This window comes from Sphingomonas sp. GW822-FHT03G08, from assembly GCF_058801135.1.
In genome coordinates this window covers 940,823-961,185 of the sequence record NZ_JBXAMZ010000001.1, presented here as the reverse complement: position 1 = coordinate 961,185, position 20,363 = coordinate 940,823, and the positions used below count along the sequence as shown (strand labels likewise).

The following is a 20,363-nucleotide window of genomic DNA, read 5'->3' as shown; positions in this document are numbered from 1 at the left end:
CCAACGAGGCGTGGAATGGTTAACCCAATTTCCGGGGCTGGCGAAGGCGGGAAACGCGCGGCCAAATCACATCGTCACCCTGAACTCGTTTCAGGGTCCAAGGTGCCTCGGGCGATATCGCTGGAGGAAAGTTGGATGCTGAAACAAGTTCAGCATGACAGGCTTTGGGCCTGTATCCCGTCATCCCCGCCTGTCTGGCGGGAATGACGGGAAGGGTTTGCCTTAGCGCTGGCCGACCGGCACGTAGTCGCGCTGCGTCGGGCCCGTGTAGAGCTGACGCGGGCGGCCGATCTTCTGCTCGGGATCCGAGATCATCTCGTTCCACTGCGCGACCCAGCCCACGGTGCGGGCAAGGGCGAAGAGCGCGGTGAACATCGTGGTCGGGAAGCCGATCGCCGAGAGGATGACGCCCGAATAGAAGTCGACGTTCGGGAACAGCTTCTTCTCGATGAAGTACGGATCGTTGAGCGCCATTTCCTCGAGCTGCAGTGCAACCTCGAAGACGGGATCGTTGACCTTGAGCGCGTCGAACACTTCGCGCACGGTCTTCTGCATCACGGTCGCGCGCGGATCGTAGTTCTTGTAGACGCGGTGACCGAAGCCCATCAGGCGGAACGGATCGTTCTTGTCCTTGGCGCGGGCGATGTACTCGGGGATGCGCTCCGGACGGCCGATCTCACGCAGCATGTTGAGCGCCGCTTCGTTGGCGCCGCCATGCGCCGGGCCCCACAGGCAGGCGATGCCGGCCGCGATGCAGGCGAACGGATTGGCACCCGAGGAACCGGCGAGGCGCACGGTCGAGGTCGAGGCGTTCTGCTCGTGATCGGCATGGAGGATGAAGATGCGGTCCATCGCCTTTTCGATGACCGGGTTCACCTCATATTCTTCCGCCGGCACGCCGAAGGTCATGCGCAGGAAGTTGCCGGTGTAGCTGAGCTTGTTGTCCGGATAGAGGAACGGCTGGCCGACGCTGTACTTGTAGGCCATCGCCGCGATCGTCGGCATCTTCGCGATCAGGCGATGCGACGCGATCATGCGCTGCTTCGGATCGGTGATGTCGGTCGAGTCATGGTAGAAGGCCGAGAGCGCGCCGGCGACGCCGCACATCACCGCCATCGGGTGCGCGTCACGGCGGAAGCCGCGATAGAAGGTCGCGAGCTGCTCGTGCAGCATGGTGTGGCGGGTGATCGTGTTCTCGAACGCGGTCAGCTCTTCCTGGTTCGGCAGTTCGCCGTTCAGCAGCAGGTAGCTGACTTCCATGAAGCTCGAATGCTCGGCAAGCTGGCCGATCGGATAGCCGCGATGGAGCAGGATGCCCTCGTCGCCATCGATATAGGTCAGGCCCGATTCGCACGACGCGGTCGAGGTGAAGCCGGGGTCATAGGTGAACTTGCCGGTCTGCCCATAGAGCTTGCGGATGTCGATGACGTCCGGTCCGACGCTGCCCGAAAGGATCGGATATTCAACATCCTTCCCCGGAACCTGCAGCTTCGCGGTGTCGCTCATAAACGTCGTCCTATGTTTGGGCCGGGCCTGGGATCAGGCCGGCACGGTCATCTGGTCTGCGATGCGAGCCAGGCTCTCTTCGCGTCCAAGCAGCGCTAGGACGTCAAAGATGCCCGGAGATGTCCGTCGCCCGGTGAGCGCCGCGCGCAGAGGCTGCGCAGCCGCACCAAGCTTGACACCCGCATCTTCCGCAACGGTGCGTACCGCTGCTTCGAGCGCCTCCGTATCCCAGCTTTCCACGCCGTCAAGCGCGGTGTGCAACTGAGCCAGAAGAGCCCGCGCGTCGCCCTCTAGCAGAGCCTTTGCGCCCTCGTCCAATTCCAGTGGGCGAGTGCGAAAAAGGAAACCGGCTCCCTCGGAGAGTTCGAGGAGATTCGCGGCGCGCGGCTTCAGGGCCGCCATGCTGCGGCGCAGAAGGTCGGCCTGCGATTCCGAAAGTTCGAAACCGAGTCGCGCGGCAACCAGGCTGGCCAGTCGCGCATCGTCAGACGCGCGGATATAATGGCCGTTCAGGCTCTCGAGCTTCTTGAGGTCGAAGCGCGAGGGGCTGCGACCAACGCCGGACAGCTCGAACCACTCGATCGCCTGTTCGCGGCTGATGATCTCGTCATCGCCATGTCCCCAGCCGAGGCGGAGCAGATAGTTGGACAGCGCCTCGGGCAGGATGCCGAGCGCGTCGCGATACTCGTCGACCGCCACCGCGTTCTTCCGCTTCGACATCTTGGTGCCGTCCGGATTGAAGATCAGCGGGATGTGCGCATATTCGGGCTCCTCCCAGCCCATCGCGCGATAGATCGGCAGCTGGCGGAAGGCATTGTTCAGGTGATCGTCGCCGCGGATCACATGGGTCACGCCCATGTCGTGATCGTCGACCACCACCGCGAGCATATAGGTCGGCGTGCCGTCCGAACGGAGCAGGACGAGATCGTCGAGCTCGGCATTGTTGACGGTCACCGGGCCCTGGACATGATCCTCGATCGTCACCGCGCCTTCGCGTGGCGCCTTGAGGCGGATGACATAGGGTGCGCCTGCGGGGGCTTCGCTCTCGTTACGGTCGCGCCAGCGGCCGTCGTAGCGCAGCGGCTGCTTGTTCGCCTTCTGCTCGGCCCGCATCGCCTCGAGTTCCTCGGCGGTGGCGAAGCACTTATAGGCGTGGCCATTGGCGAGCATTTCGCGCGCCACTTCGGCGTGCCGCGCGGCGCGAGAGAACTGATAGACTTCCTCGCCGTCCCAATCGAGGTTCAGCCAGCGCATCCCGTCCAGGATCGCCGAGATCGCCTGATCGGTCGAGCGCGCGCGATCGGTATCCTCGATGCGCAGCAGGAACTTGCCGCCATGGTGGCGGGCGAACAGCAGGTTGAACAGCGCAGTGCGCGCACCGCCGATGTGAAGGAAACCCGTAGGCGACGGCGCGAACCGCGTGACAACCTGTTTCGCACCCGTATCAGATGTTGCGCCCAACCGAGCTTGCTCCCAAACTGTGTTTCCGATGGCCCATTCAGCCACCGAGGGCGCCCCTAGCACGGGGTTCACCTCCCTTCAAATGGGGGGAGGGGCAGTGTTTCGCCAGATTGGAGCTGCAATCGAGCATTGGCTGGAAGCCGAGCGCGCGCAATTGCCGCTCTGGCTGCCGGTGGCGCTGGGCGGCGGGATCACCGCCTGGTTCCTGCTGCCGGACACGTCGCGCTGGATCGGTTTCCTGCTGGCTTCCTGCGCCGTGGCGGTGCTGGGATTGGCACTGCCCGGTCGTTTGGGGCGCGCATTGCTGCTCGGCGGACTTGCGATGGCAGTCGGCTGCACGCTGATCTGGTGGCGGGCCGAGCGGGTGGCGGCGCCGGTGCTGGCGCGTCCCGCGGTGGTGGAGATTACCGGACGCGTGGTGCGGGTGGAGCGGATGCCCGCACGCGAGGTGGTGCGGGTGACGTTGCTGCCGGGCCGCACAGACCTGCCGCCGCGGGTGCGGGTGAACCTCGAGACGCGGGACGTGCCTGCCGGCCTGGCGCCGGATGCGGTGGTGAAGCTGCGTGCCCGGCTGATGCCTCCAGCCGAGGCCTCGGTACCGGGGGGCTATGATTTTGCGCGTACGGCGTGGTTCGCTGGACTTGGCGCTACCGGAAAGGGCTTCGATCCCGTCGAGGTTGTGACGCCGGCGCGGGCGGCGGGCGCCGATCTGCGGGCGTCGCTTTCGGCGCATATCCAGTCGCGAGTCGAGGGCAGCGCGGGCGGTATCGCCAGCGCGCTCGCGACCGGTGATCAGGGCGCGATCGCGGAAGAGGATGTGGAGGCAATGCAGCGCTCCGGCCTCGCGCACCTGCTTTCGGTGAGTGGGCTGCACGTGACCGCGGTGACCGCGGCGGCAATGCTGCTGGTGCTCAAGCTGCTCGCCCTGAGCCCGACCCTGGCGCTGCGTTGGCGGCTGCCCCTGGTTGCGGCGGGGGCGGGCGCGCTGGCGGCGATCGGCTATACGCTGCTCACCGGCGCGGAAGTGCCGACGATCCGCTCCTGCGTCGCCGCCCTGCTGGTGCTGCTGGCGCTGAGCCTGGGGCGTGAGGCGATCACGCTGCGGCTGGTTGCGGCGGGTGCGGTGATCGTGCTGCTGCTCTGGCCCGAGGCGCTCGCGGGCGCGAGCTTTCAGCTGAGCTTTGCGGCGGTGACGGCGATCGTCGCATTGCACGAGAGTCCATTCATGCACCGCTGGTTCGGCAAGCGCGAGGAGGGGCGGGGGGCGGCGTTGCTGCGCGGTATCGGTTCGCTGCTGCTGACCGGCGTGGCGGTGGAGCTCGCGCTGATGCCGATCGGGCTGTTTCATTTCCACCAGGCCGGGATTTACGGCGCGCTCGCCAATATCGTCGCGATCCCGCTCACCACCTTTGTGATCATGCCCCTGGAAGCGCTGGCGCTGCTGCTCGATGTGGTGGGGCTGGGCTGGCCGGCCTGGTGGCTTACCGATCAGGCGCTGCAGCTGCTGCTCTGGATAGCACGGACCACGGCTGCCGCGCCGGGCGCGGTCGCGGCGTTCCCCACCATGCCGGGCGGCGCCTTTGCGCTGATGGTCGCGGGCGGGCTGTGGCTGGCGCTTTGGCGGACGGACGTGCGCTGGGCGGGGGCGGTGCCGCTTGTCATGGGGTTGGGCTGGATGCTCGCCACGCCGGCGCCGGATCTGATCGTGACCGGCGACGGACGGCACCTCGCGATCCGCATGGCCGATGGCAGCATGGCGCTGCTGCGCGATCGGGCGGGTGACTATACCCGCGACATGCTCGCGGAAACCGGCGGCAGCGATGTCGAACCGGTTGCCTTGTCCGACCAGCCGGGGGCTGCTTGCAGCCTCGATTTGTGCCTGATCGAGCATCGTGCCGGGGGGCGGGTGTGGCGGGTTGCGGCGACGCGGAGCGGCTATGCCTTGCCCTGGGCCGAATTCACTACGCTATGTCGCAAGGTCGATGTGGTGATCAGCGACCGGCGCCTGCCGGCGGGCTGCGCGCCGCGCTGGCTAAAGCTCGATCGGCCGCAGCTGGACAGGACCGGCGGGCTGGCGATCGCCTTTGCCAGCGGTCGGGTGGCGATGGTGCGTGGCGGAGGGCGGCATCCCTGGCGCGACCCGCCGAAAGTGCAGCCGGTCTATGTGCCGGAGCAGGGACTTGCACCTGTCCGGACACGAAATCGCTGGCGCTGACAGGGGCTTCGGGCTCTCCTCGCAGCATGATCCGGAACCCGAAGAAAAGCGACACGATCGAAGTGCGGCTGCCCCATGCGGTGAAGCGCGCCTTCATGGAGCAATGCCGGGCCGAAGGGCGGACGGCGAGCGATGTGGTGCGCGGCTATGTCGATGCGCATCTCGCCGGCGACGCGCCTGCGCCAAGCCGGTTGCGCCGCTGGTGTCGCCCTTTGGCCGCCGTAGGGATGATCGGGGCGATCGGGCTGGCCATGCCTGTCGCGGTGACTGCCGCACCGGATTTCCGGCCGAGCTATGCCGCGTTCGATCGCAATCATGACGGAGTGCTCACCCCCGACGAATTCGGTCCGAAGCGCGCCGAGCCGCGAATCTGGTGCGGGGAGCATCGGGTGATGGCGCTGCCGCTGCGCCGGGCCTCGATGCCCGATATTCGGGGGTTGCGGCCCTTTGCCATTTCCGCGTCCGACTTCACCCTGGCCAAGGCCGATGCCAATCGGGACGGCAGGGTCAGCTTCGCCGAATTCGCGGCGCACCGGCTCAGGATGTTCCGCGCCGGCTTCGACCTGCTCGATGCCGATCATGACGGCACGCTTTCGCCCGCCGAATATGCCGCCGCGTGGAACCTGTTCCGATTCCTCGGCCGGCAGCCCGATGTGGCGCCGTTCCAGGAACTCGACCGCAATGGCGACGGCAAGGTCGCCTGGAACGAGTTCCTGGCCTGAGCCTCAGTACTTGCGCAGCAGGCCGGCCAGCCGGCCCTGCACGCGGACCTGATCGGGACGGTAGCGCTGGGCGTTATAGTCGCGATTGGCTGGATCGAGCCGGATCATCGCGCCTTCCTTGCGGAAATACTTCAAGGTCGCCTCGGCATCGTCGATCAGCGCCACGACGATCTCGCCGTCGCGTGCCGTCTCGGTACGGCGGATCAGCGCATAGTCGCCGTCGAGAATACCGGCCTCGACCATCGAATCGCCGGCCACCTCAAGCGCATAATGCTCGCCCGCGCCCAGCAAGGCCGCGGGAACCGGGAGCATCGACGAGCCTTCCAGCGCCTCGATCGGCGTACCCGCGGCGATGCGGCCGTGGAGCGGAATCTCGATCACATCGTTCGCGGGAGATGGCAGGGGCGCGGAGGGGGAGAGATTCGAAACGGCCACCGCGGGGGCGGCGGACCTGGCCGCAGCGGCCGGCTTCGCATCGCCGCGCTCGGGCATGCGGAGTACTTCGAGCGCGCGGGCGCGGTTCGGCAGGCGGCGAATGAACTCGCGCTCCTCCAGCGCAGAGATCAACCGATGCACCCCCGACTTCGACTTGAGATCGAGCGCTTCCTTCATTTCCTCGAACGAAGGCGAGACGCCGGTCTCGGCAAGCCGATCGGCAATGAAGCAGATGAGCTCGTGCTGCTTGCGCGTGAGCATCCGGTTTCTCCTGGCGTGGAACAGACTGCGAACGTTTATGCAATGTTCCGCGCGCTTGTCAAGCGATGTCGAGGATTTCCGCCGAGTCGCCCGTTTTCGCCTCCGGCGCCCCGGCCGGACGCACGATCAGGCACGTCGCCCGTGCCAGCGTGCGCAGCATCGAGCTGTCCTGGATCGTCGCGGCAAAGGCGCGGCCCCCCACCAGCTCGGCACGGAGATAGTCAGCGCGCGCGCCCGTGGCGGGCAGCGGTTCGCCGAGCGGCACCGACCGGCTGCGCGGCAAGGGATCGGCGGCCCCCGCCAGATGCGCGACCAGCGGCCGCACGAACAAAGTCGCGGTGGCGAACACCGACACGGGATTGCCGGGCAGGCCGAGCAGCATCGCCTCGCCGAGCCGCCCGGCCATCATCGGCTTGCCCGGGCGCAGCGCGATCTTCCAGAAATCGATCTCCGCTCCCGCCGCGAGCAGCGCCGGGCGAACCAGGTCATGATCGCCGACCGAGGCCCCGCCGGTGGTGACGAGCAGATCGCAGTCGAGCGCGCGGAACGCGGCCTCGAGCACGCCCAGGCGATCGGGCAGGATGCCGAGGTCGATCAGCTCGACCGGAAGATCGGCCAGCATCGCGGTGAGCAGCAGCCGGTTGGTCTCGGGGATCTGGTCGGGCCCGAGCGGCGCGCCTGGCGGAACCAGCTCGTCGCCGGTGGAGAGCAGCGCAACCCGGACCTTGCGGCGGACGGGCAGGGTCGCGTGGCCGGCCAGGGCGGCAAGCGCGAGGGCGGCGGAGGTGATCCGGGATCCGGCGCGGAGCAATACATCGCCCTCGCTGAAATCGAGCCCGCGCGCACGGACATTGCCGCCAAGGCGCAGCGGGCCTTCGCCGGCCAGTGCGAGATGATCGCCCTCCCGCGCGGCTTCCTCCTGGACGAGGATGGTATCGGCGCCGGGCGGCAGCGGGGCGCCGGTGAAGATGCGCACGGCCTGGCCCGGGGCGACCGCGCCGGCAAAGCCGCGCCCGGCAGCGCTCTCGCCGATCACCTGCCAGGGGCCGGGCAGATCGGCGAAGCGGATCGCATAGCCGTCCATCGCCGAGAGGGCAGAGGCGGGCTGGGTGCGGCGGGCAAGGACATCGCGGGCGGCCCAGCGTCCGGCGGCCAGGGCGATCGGCACCGCCTCCTCGGCGAGCGGGGCGGCGCGCGCGAACAGGCGCTGCTGGGCTTCGGCGACGGGGAGGAGAGCGGCGGGCATGGCGCCTGCCTAGGGCAAGCGGGCGGGGGTGCGCCAGTAGGTGGTGCGGGAGTTACGCGGTCATCATCCCGAGAAGTTGATTTCGTTGTGCTCCTGACATTGTCAGCCAAGTGGGGAGCGCTTCTTAGGTCGTAAAGATATGGAGAGGCGATATTCTAGCGATGGTGGGTTGTTGAAGTGGTTCAGGTGATAGGAGATATGCCGTGGCCGCATGACAAGAAACCGAAATGGTTCAATTTTGCCAAGGGTTTTACTTGAGGGATGGAATTGGAGCAGGCAGAGTTGATTGGAGTTTCATCGGTATCAATACCGATATTTTTCTCTGGTATGCGTGCATTTGGCTCTCTGGGGGCTTGGCCATGTTCGCACTACTTTCTAGCGCTCTGTTGGCCGTAGCGTCACAGCAGGTTCCGACGCATGAAGACACCGAGCTTGATTGTCGGCGATCTGTAGCGCCGATCAACGTGCAAGCGGTTCCGGCACGTATCACGCGATCTGGCATGCCGGGCAATAGCGGGCCGAGGCTCCAAGGTTTCGTCGATCTGCCCGGGGGACGACCATCGGTGCCTGGCATTGATGTTTCCAAGTATCAGGACGAGACCAACTTCAACGCTGCGCGCGTTTGTGGTGCGCGCTTCGCCTATGTGCGCTTGTCGGCTGGCACGCAGGAAGCAAATGAAAGCCAGCTGTTTCGCCTGCATTGGGCGGCAGCCCGCGATGCTGGGCTGTTGACCGGCCCCTATCACAACATGAGTTTCCTTCCGGCAAGGGCGAAATCTTGGGCATCCGCCACCGCGGATGCGAAGGATGGTCTCATGCGGGCGATTATGAACGACGCGGCTGCAATTGCGCAGATGCAGGCAGATATCTTCCTTGATCATCTTGATCAGGTGCTGCGCCTCCAAACCCTGCCGGATCGGTTGACTGAAACGGATGTGCCGGCATTCCTGCCGATCGCGCTGGATCTCAGCTATGATCCTCTGCCTGGCGCGACTGCGGAAGATCGACGCGCATATGGCGCTGTGATCGGACGCATGGCATGCGAATTCATTGCCAGGGTGCACGCACGGCCCAAAACAAAAACCAGTGCCGTTATCCTGTTCGTATCGGCTGATTTCTGGCGAGACTACGACCTCGCCCAGAACATATGTGGCCTCGCTGATCTGCCAGTCTGGATCAGCTACCATCTGGCCAGCGCGGGAGCGCCATCACCTGATGATCCGATGGAGCGCAAAGACCTGGATCGGCTTTGTCGCCCGGATTCGCGGCCCGATCGCTGCATCTTCCAGCAATATTCTTCGTACGGTGGCTTCGCGCTTTATCGCAACGATGCCGTGCTCGACGTCAATCGCTTCTTCGGCAGCGAGGCAGATCTGCGATCCCATCTCCAACTCTATCGCTAGGGAGGTTCGCGCATGCGCAGCATTCAGCAGGCCCTGATCCTTGGCCTGACATTCTTGTTCAGCTACGGCATTGCGGTGGCGGCGCCCTGTTCGCATCCGCGCGCTATGGCACCAGGCAAGTTTGATCTTCCTGATCCGTGGGGCAATGACGGGGGAGTCGTCGTCGACGGATTTCTCGATCTCGCAAGTTCTTCCGGGCCACAAGAAGTCAGCCACGGCGTGGATCTCTATCGCTATCAGGCCCACGCGGACTATGATGAGTTGAAGCGCTGCGGAACGCAATTCGCGATCCTCAAATATGCCCCGAACCAAGCGCACGTTTTTGCCAGCCATGCCGCTGGCCTTGCACGTGTAGGTATCCCGGTGTGGCCCTATTTCTACTTAGGAATGGACAGCGCCTATCGATTTAACCGGGAACGTTTTGAAGCGGCCGATCCGAGCAACGCCGATTATGCCGCAATGGCGGAGACGGGGCGGGCGGAAGCGCGCGACATGATAGTCCTTTATCGCTCGGCCACGAATGGCGCGCTTCAGGGCTCTTTTGGGGGAATCTCCGGACGCGTGGTCTTCCTTGATGTCGAGGACAAGCTCGATACCTCTGGCAAGTCGGCGATGAGGTGGCGTGCGGCGCATGGGCTTGGTTCCTATGCGCCGCTCCCAGTGCGTGGTGATGAGATCAATCGCGAGACCACGACCCGCCTGCGCTATTCTCGCCTCTACGCGTCCAAAGTTGCGGGTTGGATCCAGGAATTTCGCGCGGCCTTTCCCGACGCGATTATTGTACTCTACACCAGTCCAAGCGTGTTCACAGATTATTTGATAAATGGCCGGATCGACGATTTCGCTACCTATCATGGGTTGCCGGTGTGGCTCGCGAATTATCGTGATGACGGCGGTGAGGTCGATTGGACGACGTGCAATCAGCGGACCAGCGCGGGCTGCAAGGGAGCGCACCGATTGTGTCTTTCGGCCGATGGCGGCAACCGCTGCATCGTGCATCAATATACGGCGCGGGGCGTGTTCGGTGTGAAGTCGCCGCCCGGACCGGGACCTGCCGAACACATCGATCTTAGTCGTCTCTTTCCGGTCGAGGTCAAGCAGGATGGCTATGGATTGCAATATGTTCGGCGGACAAATGTGAAGCCGTCTGCTGGCCGACGAGTAGCGAACAACCCCTAGCGCACGAGGGTTTAACCTACCCCGCGATCAGCCTAGATTCGCCGCCCTGATGGGCAGGCGGAGTTCGCAGAGGCAGCAGTCCGACCCCCGGGCTCGACCCCCGACACCGGATCGCCTCGCGGGCCGGGCAGCATCGCTTGGCCGGCCCGCGCGCCTCTCACGCCGTCAGCAGTTCCACCTTCTCCTCGGGCGTGTCCTCGACCTTCTGCATCGTGTTGATCGAGATATGCGGCCACACGATGCGGCCGGGCAGGCCCGCCGTCCGCGGATCGAAATCGATCATCACGATCTGGAGATATTGCAGGCGCAGCTTCGGCTTGCCTCGGGCATCCTGCTCGGCGAGTTCCTGGATCCAGAAGGTCGATCGCATCGACGATGCGTTGGCATGCTTGACCACGAAGGGGATGTTGTGGATCCCGCCGGTCTCCGCCTCGGTATCGACGTCGAGGACGGTCGTGCGGACGATGTCGACGCCCTGATTGGCGGCCTGGAGCAGCGCGGCGGGGTGGACCGGATCGAACAGGCCCATGAACGGGTTGTCGTGGAAGTGCCTGTAGGGTGCGAGATAGCGGCTATCGAGGTCCTGCTTCACCTTGAGCGGCAGTCCGCTGACATCGGGAATGACCGGCGGGCCGTCGATCGGCGGAACGCTCCGCCCGAGCGCCAGGACCGCGTCGCCGTGCGGCACGGTCGACAGCCGGGCGATGTCGAAGCCGTCGGTGAACTGGTCGAGCATGTTGAGCCACAGGCCGGGCTCGTGGTGGATGGTGTTGCCGGGCGGGCTGGTCGGCCCGAGGACATTGCTGTGCGGAAAGTCCGCCGTCGCGATCTGGTCGGTGACCTGCTCATAGTCGAGCGCCATCAGCGACTGGTCTGCCTGCTTCCCCAGCGCGTTGAGCCCGCGATTGGGGACGCCCTTGTCGACAAGGTCGAAGACGAGCGTCTCGTTATACTGGTTCATCAGCAGGCGATAATCGAGGATCGAGCCGGGTTCGGATTCGAACGGCAGGGCGATCATGTTCCAGCCATGGCCCTCCAGCCCGCCTTCGTTCTTCCAGACGCCCGGCAGCAGGCCGAGCGGGCCGAGAAGGGCTTCGCCCTCCTGTGCGGCCCGGATGACGCGGCCGCCGCCCTTGAGGGCCATGAGCGTCTTCTTGCTGAATGCCATCGCTGTTCCCCTTTTCCCGGATGATCGGATTGGTTGCGGCTAGATGCCTTCGACCAGCAGCCTGGTGTCGGGCAGCTTCTCGAGGCGCGGGATCTCGAGGTCGGGCCGCGCCATGCGGGTGAGCGCGTTGAGCGCCGCGGCGATCGCGCCTTCCTGCCAGCCGGGCAGCGAGGAGAGCTGGTCGCCGACGACGAAGAACACCGGATCGGAGAGCTTGCCCCTGGCATCGTGGATGCCGGTGCCCTGGCTCAGATTGTTGAAATGATCGGCGGCTTCCTTCGCGGGGCCGACCGACTGCCAATAGGCCCAGCCGCCCTTGATATAGGGCATGTTCTGCCACGCGATCGCGAGGCCGTCGTGCAGGCCGTTGCCGAACTTCACGCCGAATTTCCGCGCGCCCTCCCGCGCCAGGTCGAGCCGGTCCTTGACCGTCATCTGGCCCCATTCATGGGCGACCTGGCCGAAATTATAGGCGCCGGTCAGCACGCCCTTGCGGTCGTGATAGGCGGTGGAGGGATACCAGATCTGGACGATCTCATGCGAGGTCCAGCTGATCCCGCCGAAGATCGGCACGACGCCTTCCTCGGCATCGGGCGCGACCAGCGTGGTGAGCTTGAGGTCGCCGGTGTGCCGGGCGGTGATCAGCTTGCCCTGCCACAGCGTGCGATCGCCCTGCCAGCCGACCTTGGTGGTCGCGGCGAGGAACTTGTCCTGATACTCGCCCTTGTCGTTGATGCGGGGGCGGGCCTGGGCGGCATAGACCGCCTTGAGCCCCTGCTTGAACGGCAGGTCGAAGCCGCTCTTGTCGCCGCCGCCCTGCAATTCCTTCGACAGCAGCTTCTCGAGGAACGGGATCGCGATGTTCGAGAAGCAATAGTCGGCGCGGTATTCGATCGTCTCCTTGCTGCCGATCCTGGCGACCTGGACGACGAATTCCCTGGTCTTCGCGTCCCAGGCGATCGAGGTCACCGGGCTGTTCAGGTGGATCGTCCCGCCCAGGGTGGCCACCTGGCGGGCGAAGGCGCGCTGGACCTGATCCATGCCGCCGACCGGCTGGAAGATCGTCTGCTGCCACAGGAAATCGACCGGCTGGTAGAAGCGGGTCTGCGCCCAATATTCGGACTTGAGCAGGTCCTCGAGCTTGATCGCCTTGGAGATCTCGCCCGCCGCGACGCCGGGAAGCACGTCGAAGCCGGCGCGCGAGATCGCGTTCTCGAAGCCCGGATTGCCCGAGGTGGGCGCATAATTACCGTTCTCGTCGAGCTCGCCGAAGCTGATCATCAGCGACTTGAGCTTCGCCGCCAGCCCCCGGCGCTCGTTCGTGGGGATATCGAGGCTGGTCGCCTCGAGAAGCTGGGCCGCGTTCTCATGCACCAGCTGCGCGATCCAGCCACGCAGATTGTGATCGATCTGCCGATAGACGCGGGGCTTTCCCCGCAGCGCGCCCTTGTCCATCTGGACGAGGTTCGACATCGAGTTCATCACATAGACTTCGACCGCGACGCCGAATTCGCGAAGATAGCTGAGCAGCCGTTTGTGCGCCGAGGGGATGCGGCCGGGGCCGGCGTTGAGATAGGGCTCGGCGTCGCCGACCGGCCATTCGAAGCGGACGACCTGCGTCTCGCCCGGCTCGGACCCGAACAGCGCATCGTCCTTGTCCTCGGTCAGCGTGTCGCCGGTGCGCAGCGACATGCATCGCCCGCCCGTGCGGTTCTGCGCTTCGAGAACGGTGACCTCCATGCCGGTCTTGTGGACCAGCAGCTCATAGGCGGTGGTCAGCCCGCCCACGCCGGCGCCGAGGATCAGCGCGCGCTTGCCCTTGAAGCTGCCTTCGTCCAGCCGGACCGGCCCCGGGGTGATCCGCAGCTGCTCGTTGGTCGCGTCGTCCAGTTCGGCCCATGCGCTGGCATCGGGATGCGATCGCAGAAAATCCGCGCGGCTGATCTTGGTCGACATGTCGCTCTCCCCCCGGGATCCGTCGGACAGGATCCGTCAGTGAATTTCAAAATCCCGGGCGGCTGGCGACCAAGGATCACCGCCGGTTCTTGTTGCGCCAGGCGCCAGATACTGGCGGTCCTGCCCAGATCATTTGCTGCGACTCGTTGGCCAAGCATGCATTATTGGGAAGAAGACAAAACAGTTTTTGGAACCGATATGCAGTTACACTGTGCCTTTTGGTGCAAAGTGCGGGCGAAATCCGCCTAACTGCTTGCGGCAGAAGCTTTCGATAAAATCCCTAGCTGGTTATTTAGCACGAGGAGTGCGTGCGTCTCGCGCGCCAGGGACAGCGCGGATGGCGCGCGCGGCATCCCACTGGCGCAAGCAGCGCGCAGGATTACAATGCCGGCTTTCGGGAAAGGGCCTCTAGGCCCCGATGCGTTGCAGGTCCCCGGCCTTGAGCGGCAGGCGGAATTCGCAGAGGAAGCGGTGGCGGTCGTCGGTTTCGATCACCGAGGCCGGGCCGCCGCCGATATTGGGCAGCGAGATCCACAGCTGGGCGCCATTGGCGAAGGGCGCGCGGCTTTCGAACTCGACGAGCTGGGGGGTGATCCCGCGCAGCTTGACGTTCCACCAGCGCACGCCCTCGCGGACACGGGCCGGAACGTCGAGGCGGATCGCCTGCTTGTCCGGGATCAGGCCGGTCGGCTCCTGGATCACGGCCATGCGAGTGTGGTGGGACGGGGTCTGCTGGGCCTGGCGCAGCCAGGGCATCAGCACCTGCCAGGGCAGGTCCTCGCCGAAGGCGACGCCGGCAAAGCTGCCCTGCGACCATTTCACCACGCCGTCGAGCGGGCGCAGGCCGTCGAAATTGATCTGGACCGGATCGCCTTCCTGCAGCGCGATGTCGGTCTCGAAGCCGCAGCCGCCCTGGGAGAGGTTGCGGCTGCGGGTGAACTCGACCTGGTTACCGCGGCGCACGCAGATCGTCTGGTGCAGCTCGACGCGCGGCACGCTGCGGCGCTCGGCAGGGAGGCAGGCGAGGTTGCGGGCGAGCGTGCTGACCACGTCGATCGGCGTCTCGAACAGGAAGCCGGCGGCGCCCTGCTCGGTCCAGGCGATGCGGCCCGGCAGCGACTGGCCGTTGGCGAGCGCGAGGTGGAGGCCCTCGGACTCGACGATCTCATCGTCGAGATGGAGCATCGCACCGGCAGCGCTCAGCTTGCGCAGCGAGCAGGGCAGGCGGGTGGTCTCGCCGACCAGCACGGCGGAATCGAAGGCGGCGTGGTCGCCCGGCTCCGCAAGCATCTGCGCCCCTGGGGCTTCGCCCGAGAGGCTGAAGATGGTGGAGGACGCAAGTCCCTGTCGCATAAATGTTTTTTCCCGACCCCGCTCGACGGTGATAGTGCGGGGCCGGGTCTGAAGGCGGGGTTAAGCCGCAGGGTTGCGAAATCCCTAATATACCCCCGAAACGATCAGTCGCGATCGGGCGCGCCGAGCGGGAAATAATGGCGATAGGGGCGGGCATCCTCGACGCAGCGGACGACCGAGGGACGGGCGAGCAGCCGGGCGCGATAGGCGCGGAGGCTGGCCAGCGCCGCGGGGATCGGGCGGACCCAGTCGGCATAGAAGAGCGAGGGCGCGGCGGCGCAGTCGGCAAGGGTGAAGCTGTCGCCGACGGCCCATTCCCGGCCGGCGAGATGAGCGTCGAGCCAGGCATAGATCGTGTCGAGCCGGGCCATCGCCTCGTCGAGCGCGATGGGGTCGCGGCGTTCCGCGGGCAGCATCGCGTCGATCACGGGCTTCTGCATCATGCCCATGACGTAGTTGTCGAAGATCCGGTCGAGCATCCTCGCCTGCACGGCGAGATCAGGGTCGGCGGGGATCAGCGCGACCGGGCCCGGATGGTGGACGTGGAGATATTCGATCACCGCGGTCGCCTCGACCACGGTACGATCGCCCTCGGCGAGGACGGGGAAGAGCTTGAGCGGCCAGCGGGCCTCGAGCTCCTGCGCGGCGCCCGGTTCCTCGAGGTTGCGGAAGGTGAGGGGGATGTCGTTCTCGAAGAAGGCGATCAGCGCCTTCCAGGTGTAGGATGAGAAGGGGTGGCCGAAGAGCTGGAGCGGCATGGCATCCTCTTATAGTTAGGTATTAAGCTAAGTATCTTGGCGTGGGGGTGCTGTCACGCGAATTTTTCGCTGCGGCCCTTCTTTCTCCCCTCCCTGCAAGGGAGGGGCCGGGGGTGGGTTGCGAGCGTAGCGAGCCCAGCGAGCCGGTGGTGACAAAGAAAAGGCCGGGCATCGAGCCCGGCCTTTTCTAACCCACCCCTAACCCCTCCCTTGCAGGGAGGGGAATTTGAAGCCCCTCAGGCCACCCAGTCGCCCGACTTGCCGCCCTTCTTGGAGAGCAGGCGGATCTCGCCGATGGTCATGCCCTTATCGAGCGCCTTGGCCATGTCGTAGAGAGTGAGCAGCGCAGTGGAGACGGCGGTGAGTGCTTCCATCTCGACGCCGGTCTGGGCCTCGGTAGCGGCGGTAGCCGTCACGGTGACGCCGGTTTCGTCGGGGGCGAGGTCTACCGCGACCCTGGTCAGCGGCAGCGGATGGCAGAGCGGGATCAGCTCGGCGGTGCGCTTGGCGGCCATGATCCCGGCGATGCGCGCGGTGGCGAGGACGTCGCCCTTCTTCACCGCACCGGCGCGGATCGCGGCGGCGGCTTCGCGCGACATCTCGATCCGGCCGCTGGCAACCGCCTCACGCGCGGTGACGGCCTTGCCCGCGACATCGACCATGCGCGCGGCGCCGGTCTCGTCGAGATGGGTGAGGTCGCTCACCCGACCAGCGCCCGGGTCGCCGCCTCGACATCGTCCTGGCGCATCAGGGACTCGCCGACGAGGAAGCAACGGATGTCGTGCGCGGCCATCGCGTCGAGGTCTGCGCGGCTGTTCAGCCCGCTTTCGGCGACGAAGGTGCAGTCCCTGGGTGCCTGGCCAACCAGGTCATAGGTCTTCTGGACGTCGACCTCGAAGGTCTTGAGGTTGCGGTTGTTCACTCCAATCAGGCGCGAGCGCAGCTTCAGCGCGCGCTCGAGCTCGTCGGCGTCGTGCACCTCGACCAGCACGTCCATGCCGAGGCCGAGGGCCGCGTCCTCGATCTCGGCCATCTGGCCGTCCTCGAGCGCCGCGACGATGATCAGGATCGCATCGGCGCCGATCGCGCGCGATTCGAGCGCCTGCCAGGGATCGACCATGAAGTCCTTGCGGATCACCGGCAGATCGCAGGCCGCGCGGGCGGCGATCAGATAATCCTCATGCCCCTGGAAATACTCCAGGTCGGTCAGCACCGAGAGACAGGCGGCGCCGCCTGCCTGATAGGCGCGGGCATGAGCCGGAGGATCGAAATCGGCGCGGATCAGCCCCTTGGACGGGCTGGCCTTCTTGATCTCGGCGATCAGGCCATAGCCGCCGGCGGCTGCCTTTGCGTCCAGCGCGGCCTTGAAGCCGCGCGGGGGCGTGCGGGTGAGCGCCAGGGCCTGGAGATCGGCCAGCGAGGTCGCCTTGCGCCGCGTGGCGACTTCGCCGTGCTTGGTGGCGATGATGGTATCGAGGATCGTGGACATCAGAAGGCGATCCAGCAGGCGAGCAGCGCCTTGGCAAGGCCCTTGTCGATCGTCTCGGCGGCTTCCTCGGCGCCGGCGCGCAGGTCGCTGGCCTCGCCGGCGATGACGAGCGCGGCAGCGGCGTTGAGCAGCACGGCGTCGCGATAGGGGCCATGCTCGCCTTCGAGCAGGCGGTGCAGGGCGAGGGCATTATACTCCGGACCGCCGCCACGGATCGCGACCAGCGGGTGGCGGGGGAGGCCGGCATCCTCCGGGGTGATGCGCTTGGGCAGGCCCGAGCTGCCGATGCTGACGACGACGCTGGCATGCTCGGTGGAGAGCTCGTCGAGCCCTTCCTCGCCCGAGACGATCGCGGCGCTGTCGACGCCGAGCTGCTCTAGCGCCTCGGCATAGATCGGCGCGTAATCGGGGCGGGCGATGCCGATCAGCTGGCGGCGGACATGGGCGGGGTTCGCCAGCGGGCCCATCAGGTTGAAGATCGTCCGGCGGCCGATGCGACGGCGCAGCGGGCCGATCCGGGCGAGCGAAGGGTGGTGCGCCTGGGCGAACAGGAAAGCGATGCCGAGCTCGTTGAGCGATTCCTCGGCACGGGCGCCGGCGCGGTCAAGGTCGAGCCCCAGCGCCTCGAGCGTATCCGCCGCGCCCGACTTGGACGAGGCGGCGCGGTTGCCATGCTTGGCGACCGGCACGCCGGCTGCGGCTACGACCAGGCTGACCGCGGTCGATACGTTGAGCGTGTGATGCCCATCGCCACCGGTGCCGCAGACGTCGATCGCACCTTCGGGTGCCGAGATCGGGATGAGGCGGGCGCGCATCGCCCGGGCGGCCTCGGCGATCTCGATGCTGGTCTCGCCGCGCACCGACAGGTCGATCAGGAAACGCTCGATCTCGGGCTCGGCCACCTTGCCGTCGAGGATGTCGGCAAAGGCCTGGGCGGCGGACTCGCGCGCGAGCGGGGACGCGGGATCGGGGAGGAGGGTGAAATTGGTCACTTGGGCTCTATGATTTTCCCAGACGGGGAAATCGAGCAAATTCTGCTTTACCTTGCCTTCCTGAATGTTCCCCGGCGAAGGCCGGGGCCCAGTTGCAATGCCGTTCGATAGGTTTGACCACCCCAACCCACTTCGCCGAGACTGGTCCCCGGCCTTCGACTGGGAACTGGATTGGCTGATGTTGAGGGGGTCACCCCTGCTCGATCAAATGCCGCCCCTCGGGGCTGATCGCCAGATCGCGCCAGTCGAGCTCTTCCTGGAGCTGCTCGTACAGGTCCTGGCCGATCACATCGGTATCGCGCAGTTCGTCGAGCTTGTCGCGCTGGGCGGCGACGGCGCAGAGCTGGAGGCGCTGGCGCGCGTCGAACTCGGGGCAGACATTGTCGGCGCCGTTGCGGTCGATCTCGAACTGGCGGCGGGTCTCGTCGGCGACCTTCCCCTGCTCGACTTCCAGCGCGGCGATCGCGGCTTCGGCGAGCTTGCGGCGCGCCTTGTTGAGCAGTTCCTCGCCGTCGCCCTTGCCGGCCAGGCCGAGCAGCTTGATCAGCGGGGCGAGGGTGAGGCCCTGCAGCACCAGCGTCGCCAGCACCACGGCGAAGGCGGAGAGCACGATCAGGTCGCGCTGGGGGAAGTCGTGCGGCAGCGCGAAGGCGGTGGCGAGCGTCACCAGCCCGCGCATCCCGCACCAGCCGACCACGACGCTCTGCGCGAAGCTGGGCGGGGGCAGGTTGCCGCGGATCATCGGGAAGGCGCGGACGATGCCGTTATAGGCCAGCGACCAGGCCATGCGGGTGACGATCACGCCGAGTACCACCAGCCCCGCGAAGATCGCCGCCTCGCGCAGGCGATCGGGCTCCATCTCGGCGACGATCTGGCGCGCCTGCATGCCCATCAGCAGGAAGGCGACGACGTTGAGCACGAAGACGCCGACGCCCCATACCGCGAAGGACTGGACGCGGTTGCGCGCGCTGATCGTCACGTTGGGCGAATTGGCGACGTACATCGCGCAGGTGACGACGCAGAGCACGGCGGAGAGGCCGAGCCGCTCGGCGAGGATCCAGGCGATCCAGGTGTTGACGAACTCGAACAGATTGCCGCCGAACGAGCCGCGGACGAAGGGCATCAGCCTGCCCATCGCCCAGCCGCAGAACAGGCCGAGCGCGATGCCGCCGGGCACCGCGAGGCTCAGCCGGGTGGCGACCATGGCGTCGATCCCGCCATGGCTCTGCACCGCGAGCGCGGCGCCGAAGAGCAGCAGGGCGGTCGCGTCGTTGAGCAGGCTCTCGCCGGTGAGCACCTGGACGGTGCGCCGGGGCAGCGCGGCGGACTGGAGGACGGTGGTGGCGGCGGCTGCGTCGGGCGGGGCGACGATAGCGCCGAGTGCGATCGCGGCGGCGATCGGCAGTCCGGCGAAGGCCCAGCCGATCCAGGCGACCACGGCGGTGGAAAGCAGCACCGCGACCACGGCGAGCGAGACGAGCGGGCGCCACAGCCGGCGGATCGCCGCCAGGGGAAAGTCGAAGGCGGCGTCGAGCAGGACGGGCGCGATGAACAATGCCATCGCGGTGTGCCCGTCGAGCGCGATATTGGGCGAGCCCGGAATGGTCGCGACGATCACGCCGGCGGCGGCGAGCATCGTCGGATAGGGAATCGGAGTCCGTCGCGAGACCTGCAGCAGCAGGACCGCCAGCGCGAGCAGCGCGACGAGGCTCTCGAAGAAGGTCACGGGAGAGAGGCTAGCTCGTTGCGCTCCCGCGTCAAATCCTACTGATGGATGAGCGGCCTTCCGCCACCCCGGACCAGGTTCGGGGTGACGGAAGCCGGTGGCTCAGTTCGCGTTGCCCGGCTGCGCCTGCGCCGGTGTGGCGGCGGGGGCGGCATCGTCCGGCCCATCCTCCGGGCCGTCGAACCCGTGCGGTCCGTGATGGCGGCCATGGCCGCGCGGGGCGGGCGGAATCTCGCCGATGACCAGCTTGCCGTCATGGTTGGTATCGAAGGTGTCGAAGCGGGCATTCGCCGCCGCGACCCATTCGGCGCGGGTGACGACGCCGTCGCCATTCGCATCGGCGCGGGCGAAGGGGCCCATCGGGCCGCGGCCCATGCTCGCCATCGCGATGCCGCCCGCGGCTACCGTGACGAGCACGCCGGCCAGCGTCGCGGCGACCAGCTGCAGCTTGTGGTTCATTTGCACTCTCCATCGGGCCCGGGATCGGGCCATG

17 protein-coding genes are annotated in these 20,363 nt (G+C 66.4%); 4 read left to right on the top strand and 13 right to left on the bottom strand.

Features of this window, described 5'->3' with window-relative positions; all coding sequences use genetic code 11:
• Nucleotides 1–222: 222 nt before the first annotated feature.
• Both AC1RJ5_RS04160 and gltX read right to left on the bottom strand, forming a co-directional pair.
• On the bottom strand, nucleotides 223–1,506 hold the full coding sequence (locus tag AC1RJ5_RS04160) for a citrate synthase (protein ID WP_269574973.1): 1,284 nt from the start codon (nucleotides 1,504–1,506) through the stop codon (nucleotides 223–225).
• Between the two features lie 33 nt (nucleotides 1,507–1,539).
• Nucleotides 1,540–2,967 carry a glutamate--tRNA ligase gene (gene gltX / locus AC1RJ5_RS04155; protein ID WP_269574974.1) on the bottom strand — a complete coding sequence of 476 codons (1,428 nt, stop codon included), beginning with the start codon at nucleotides 2,965–2,967 and terminating at the stop codon, nucleotides 1,540–1,542.
• Nucleotides 2,968–3,049: 82 nt separating this feature from the next.
• Here gltX and AC1RJ5_RS04150 point away from each other — a divergent pair, with 82 nt between their 5' ends.
• Nucleotides 3,050–5,182 (top strand): ComEC/Rec2 family competence protein, encoded by a 2,133-nt coding sequence (locus tag AC1RJ5_RS04150; RefSeq protein ID WP_493111870.1) that lies wholly within the window; start codon nucleotides 3,050–3,052, stop codon nucleotides 5,180–5,182.
• A 26-nt stretch (nucleotides 5,183–5,208) separates the two neighbouring features.
• The gene (locus AC1RJ5_RS04145) at nucleotides 5,209–5,904 is read left to right on the top strand and encodes an EF-hand domain-containing protein (RefSeq protein WP_493111868.1); all 696 of its coding nucleotides are present in this window, start codon (nucleotides 5,209–5,211) and stop codon (nucleotides 5,902–5,904) included.
• 3 nt (nucleotides 5,905–5,907) lie between these two features.
• Here the strand turns inward: AC1RJ5_RS04145 and lexA are convergent, their stop codons facing one another.
• Nucleotides 5,908–6,600, bottom strand: a complete 693-nt coding sequence (lexA, locus tag AC1RJ5_RS04140; protein ID WP_493111866.1) for a transcriptional repressor LexA — start codon at nucleotides 6,598–6,600, stop codon at nucleotides 5,908–5,910.
• A gap of 58 nt (nucleotides 6,601–6,658) precedes the next feature.
• Nucleotides 6,659–7,846, bottom strand: a complete 1,188-nt coding sequence (locus AC1RJ5_RS04135) for a molybdopterin molybdotransferase MoeA (RefSeq protein WP_493111864.1) — start codon at nucleotides 7,844–7,846, stop codon at nucleotides 6,659–6,661.
• Between the two features lie 359 nt (nucleotides 7,847–8,205).
• On the opposite strand from AC1RJ5_RS04135, the gene AC1RJ5_RS04130 reads away from it, so the two are divergent.
• Nucleotides 8,206–9,249, top strand: a complete 1,044-nt coding sequence (locus AC1RJ5_RS04130; protein ID WP_493111862.1) for a glycoside hydrolase family 25 protein — start codon at nucleotides 8,206–8,208, stop codon at nucleotides 9,247–9,249.
• Nucleotides 9,250–9,261: 12 nt separating this feature from the next.
• Complete coding sequence (locus AC1RJ5_RS04125) at nucleotides 9,262–10,428, top strand: hypothetical protein (protein WP_342250048.1); 1,167 nt, start codon at nucleotides 9,262–9,264, stop codon at nucleotides 10,426–10,428.
• A gap of 157 nt (nucleotides 10,429–10,585) precedes the next feature.
• Here the strand turns inward: AC1RJ5_RS04125 and AC1RJ5_RS04120 are convergent, their stop codons facing one another.
• The 9 genes from AC1RJ5_RS04120 to AC1RJ5_RS04080 all read right to left on the bottom strand — a co-directional run bounded on the left by AC1RJ5_RS04120 (nucleotide 10,586) and on the right by AC1RJ5_RS04080 (nucleotide 20,329).
• Complete coding sequence (locus AC1RJ5_RS04120; protein ID WP_493111860.1) at nucleotides 10,586–11,596, bottom strand: heme-binding protein; 1,011 nt, start codon at nucleotides 11,594–11,596, stop codon at nucleotides 10,586–10,588.
• A gap of 39 nt (nucleotides 11,597–11,635) precedes the next feature.
• Nucleotides 11,636–13,552, bottom strand: coding sequence for a flavin monoamine oxidase family protein (locus AC1RJ5_RS04115; protein WP_493111858.1), 1,917 nt, complete (start codon nucleotides 13,550–13,552; stop codon nucleotides 11,636–11,638).
• A gap of 408 nt (nucleotides 13,553–13,960) precedes the next feature.
• Nucleotides 13,961–14,905, bottom strand: coding sequence for a PilZ domain-containing protein (locus AC1RJ5_RS04110; RefSeq protein ID WP_184167148.1), 945 nt, complete (start codon nucleotides 14,903–14,905; stop codon nucleotides 13,961–13,963).
• A 104-nt stretch (nucleotides 14,906–15,009) separates the two neighbouring features.
• A complete protein-coding gene (locus AC1RJ5_RS04105) occupies nucleotides 15,010–15,663 on the bottom strand; it encodes a glutathione S-transferase family protein (protein ID WP_493111856.1) in 654 nt (217 codons plus the stop codon).
• Between the two features lie 236 nt (nucleotides 15,664–15,899).
• On the bottom strand, nucleotides 15,900–16,367 hold the full coding sequence (gene moaC, locus AC1RJ5_RS04100) for a cyclic pyranopterin monophosphate synthase MoaC (RefSeq protein WP_184167144.1): 468 nt from the start codon (nucleotides 16,365–16,367) through the stop codon (nucleotides 15,900–15,902).
• Nucleotides 16,364–17,152 (bottom strand): indole-3-glycerol phosphate synthase TrpC, encoded by a 789-nt coding sequence (gene trpC, locus AC1RJ5_RS04095; RefSeq protein WP_342250050.1) that lies wholly within the window; start codon nucleotides 17,150–17,152, stop codon nucleotides 16,364–16,366. Before trpC ends, moaC begins: the two co-directional genes overlap by 4 nt.
• Nucleotides 17,152–18,144 carry an anthranilate phosphoribosyltransferase gene (trpD, locus tag AC1RJ5_RS04090; RefSeq protein WP_269574986.1) on the bottom strand — a complete coding sequence of 331 codons (993 nt, stop codon included), beginning with the start codon at nucleotides 18,142–18,144 and terminating at the stop codon, nucleotides 17,152–17,154. The genes trpC and trpD overlap by 1 nt, the downstream gene beginning before the upstream one ends.
• A gap of 190 nt (nucleotides 18,145–18,334) precedes the next feature.
• On the bottom strand, nucleotides 18,335–19,870 hold the full coding sequence (locus AC1RJ5_RS04085; RefSeq protein WP_269574987.1) for a cation:proton antiporter: 1,536 nt from the start codon (nucleotides 19,868–19,870) through the stop codon (nucleotides 18,335–18,337).
• 102 nt (nucleotides 19,871–19,972) lie between these two features.
• Nucleotides 19,973–20,329 carry a hypothetical protein gene (locus AC1RJ5_RS04080; RefSeq protein ID WP_269574988.1) on the bottom strand — a complete coding sequence of 119 codons (357 nt, stop codon included), beginning with the start codon at nucleotides 20,327–20,329 and terminating at the stop codon, nucleotides 19,973–19,975.
• Nucleotides 20,330–20,363: the final 34 nt, after the last annotated feature.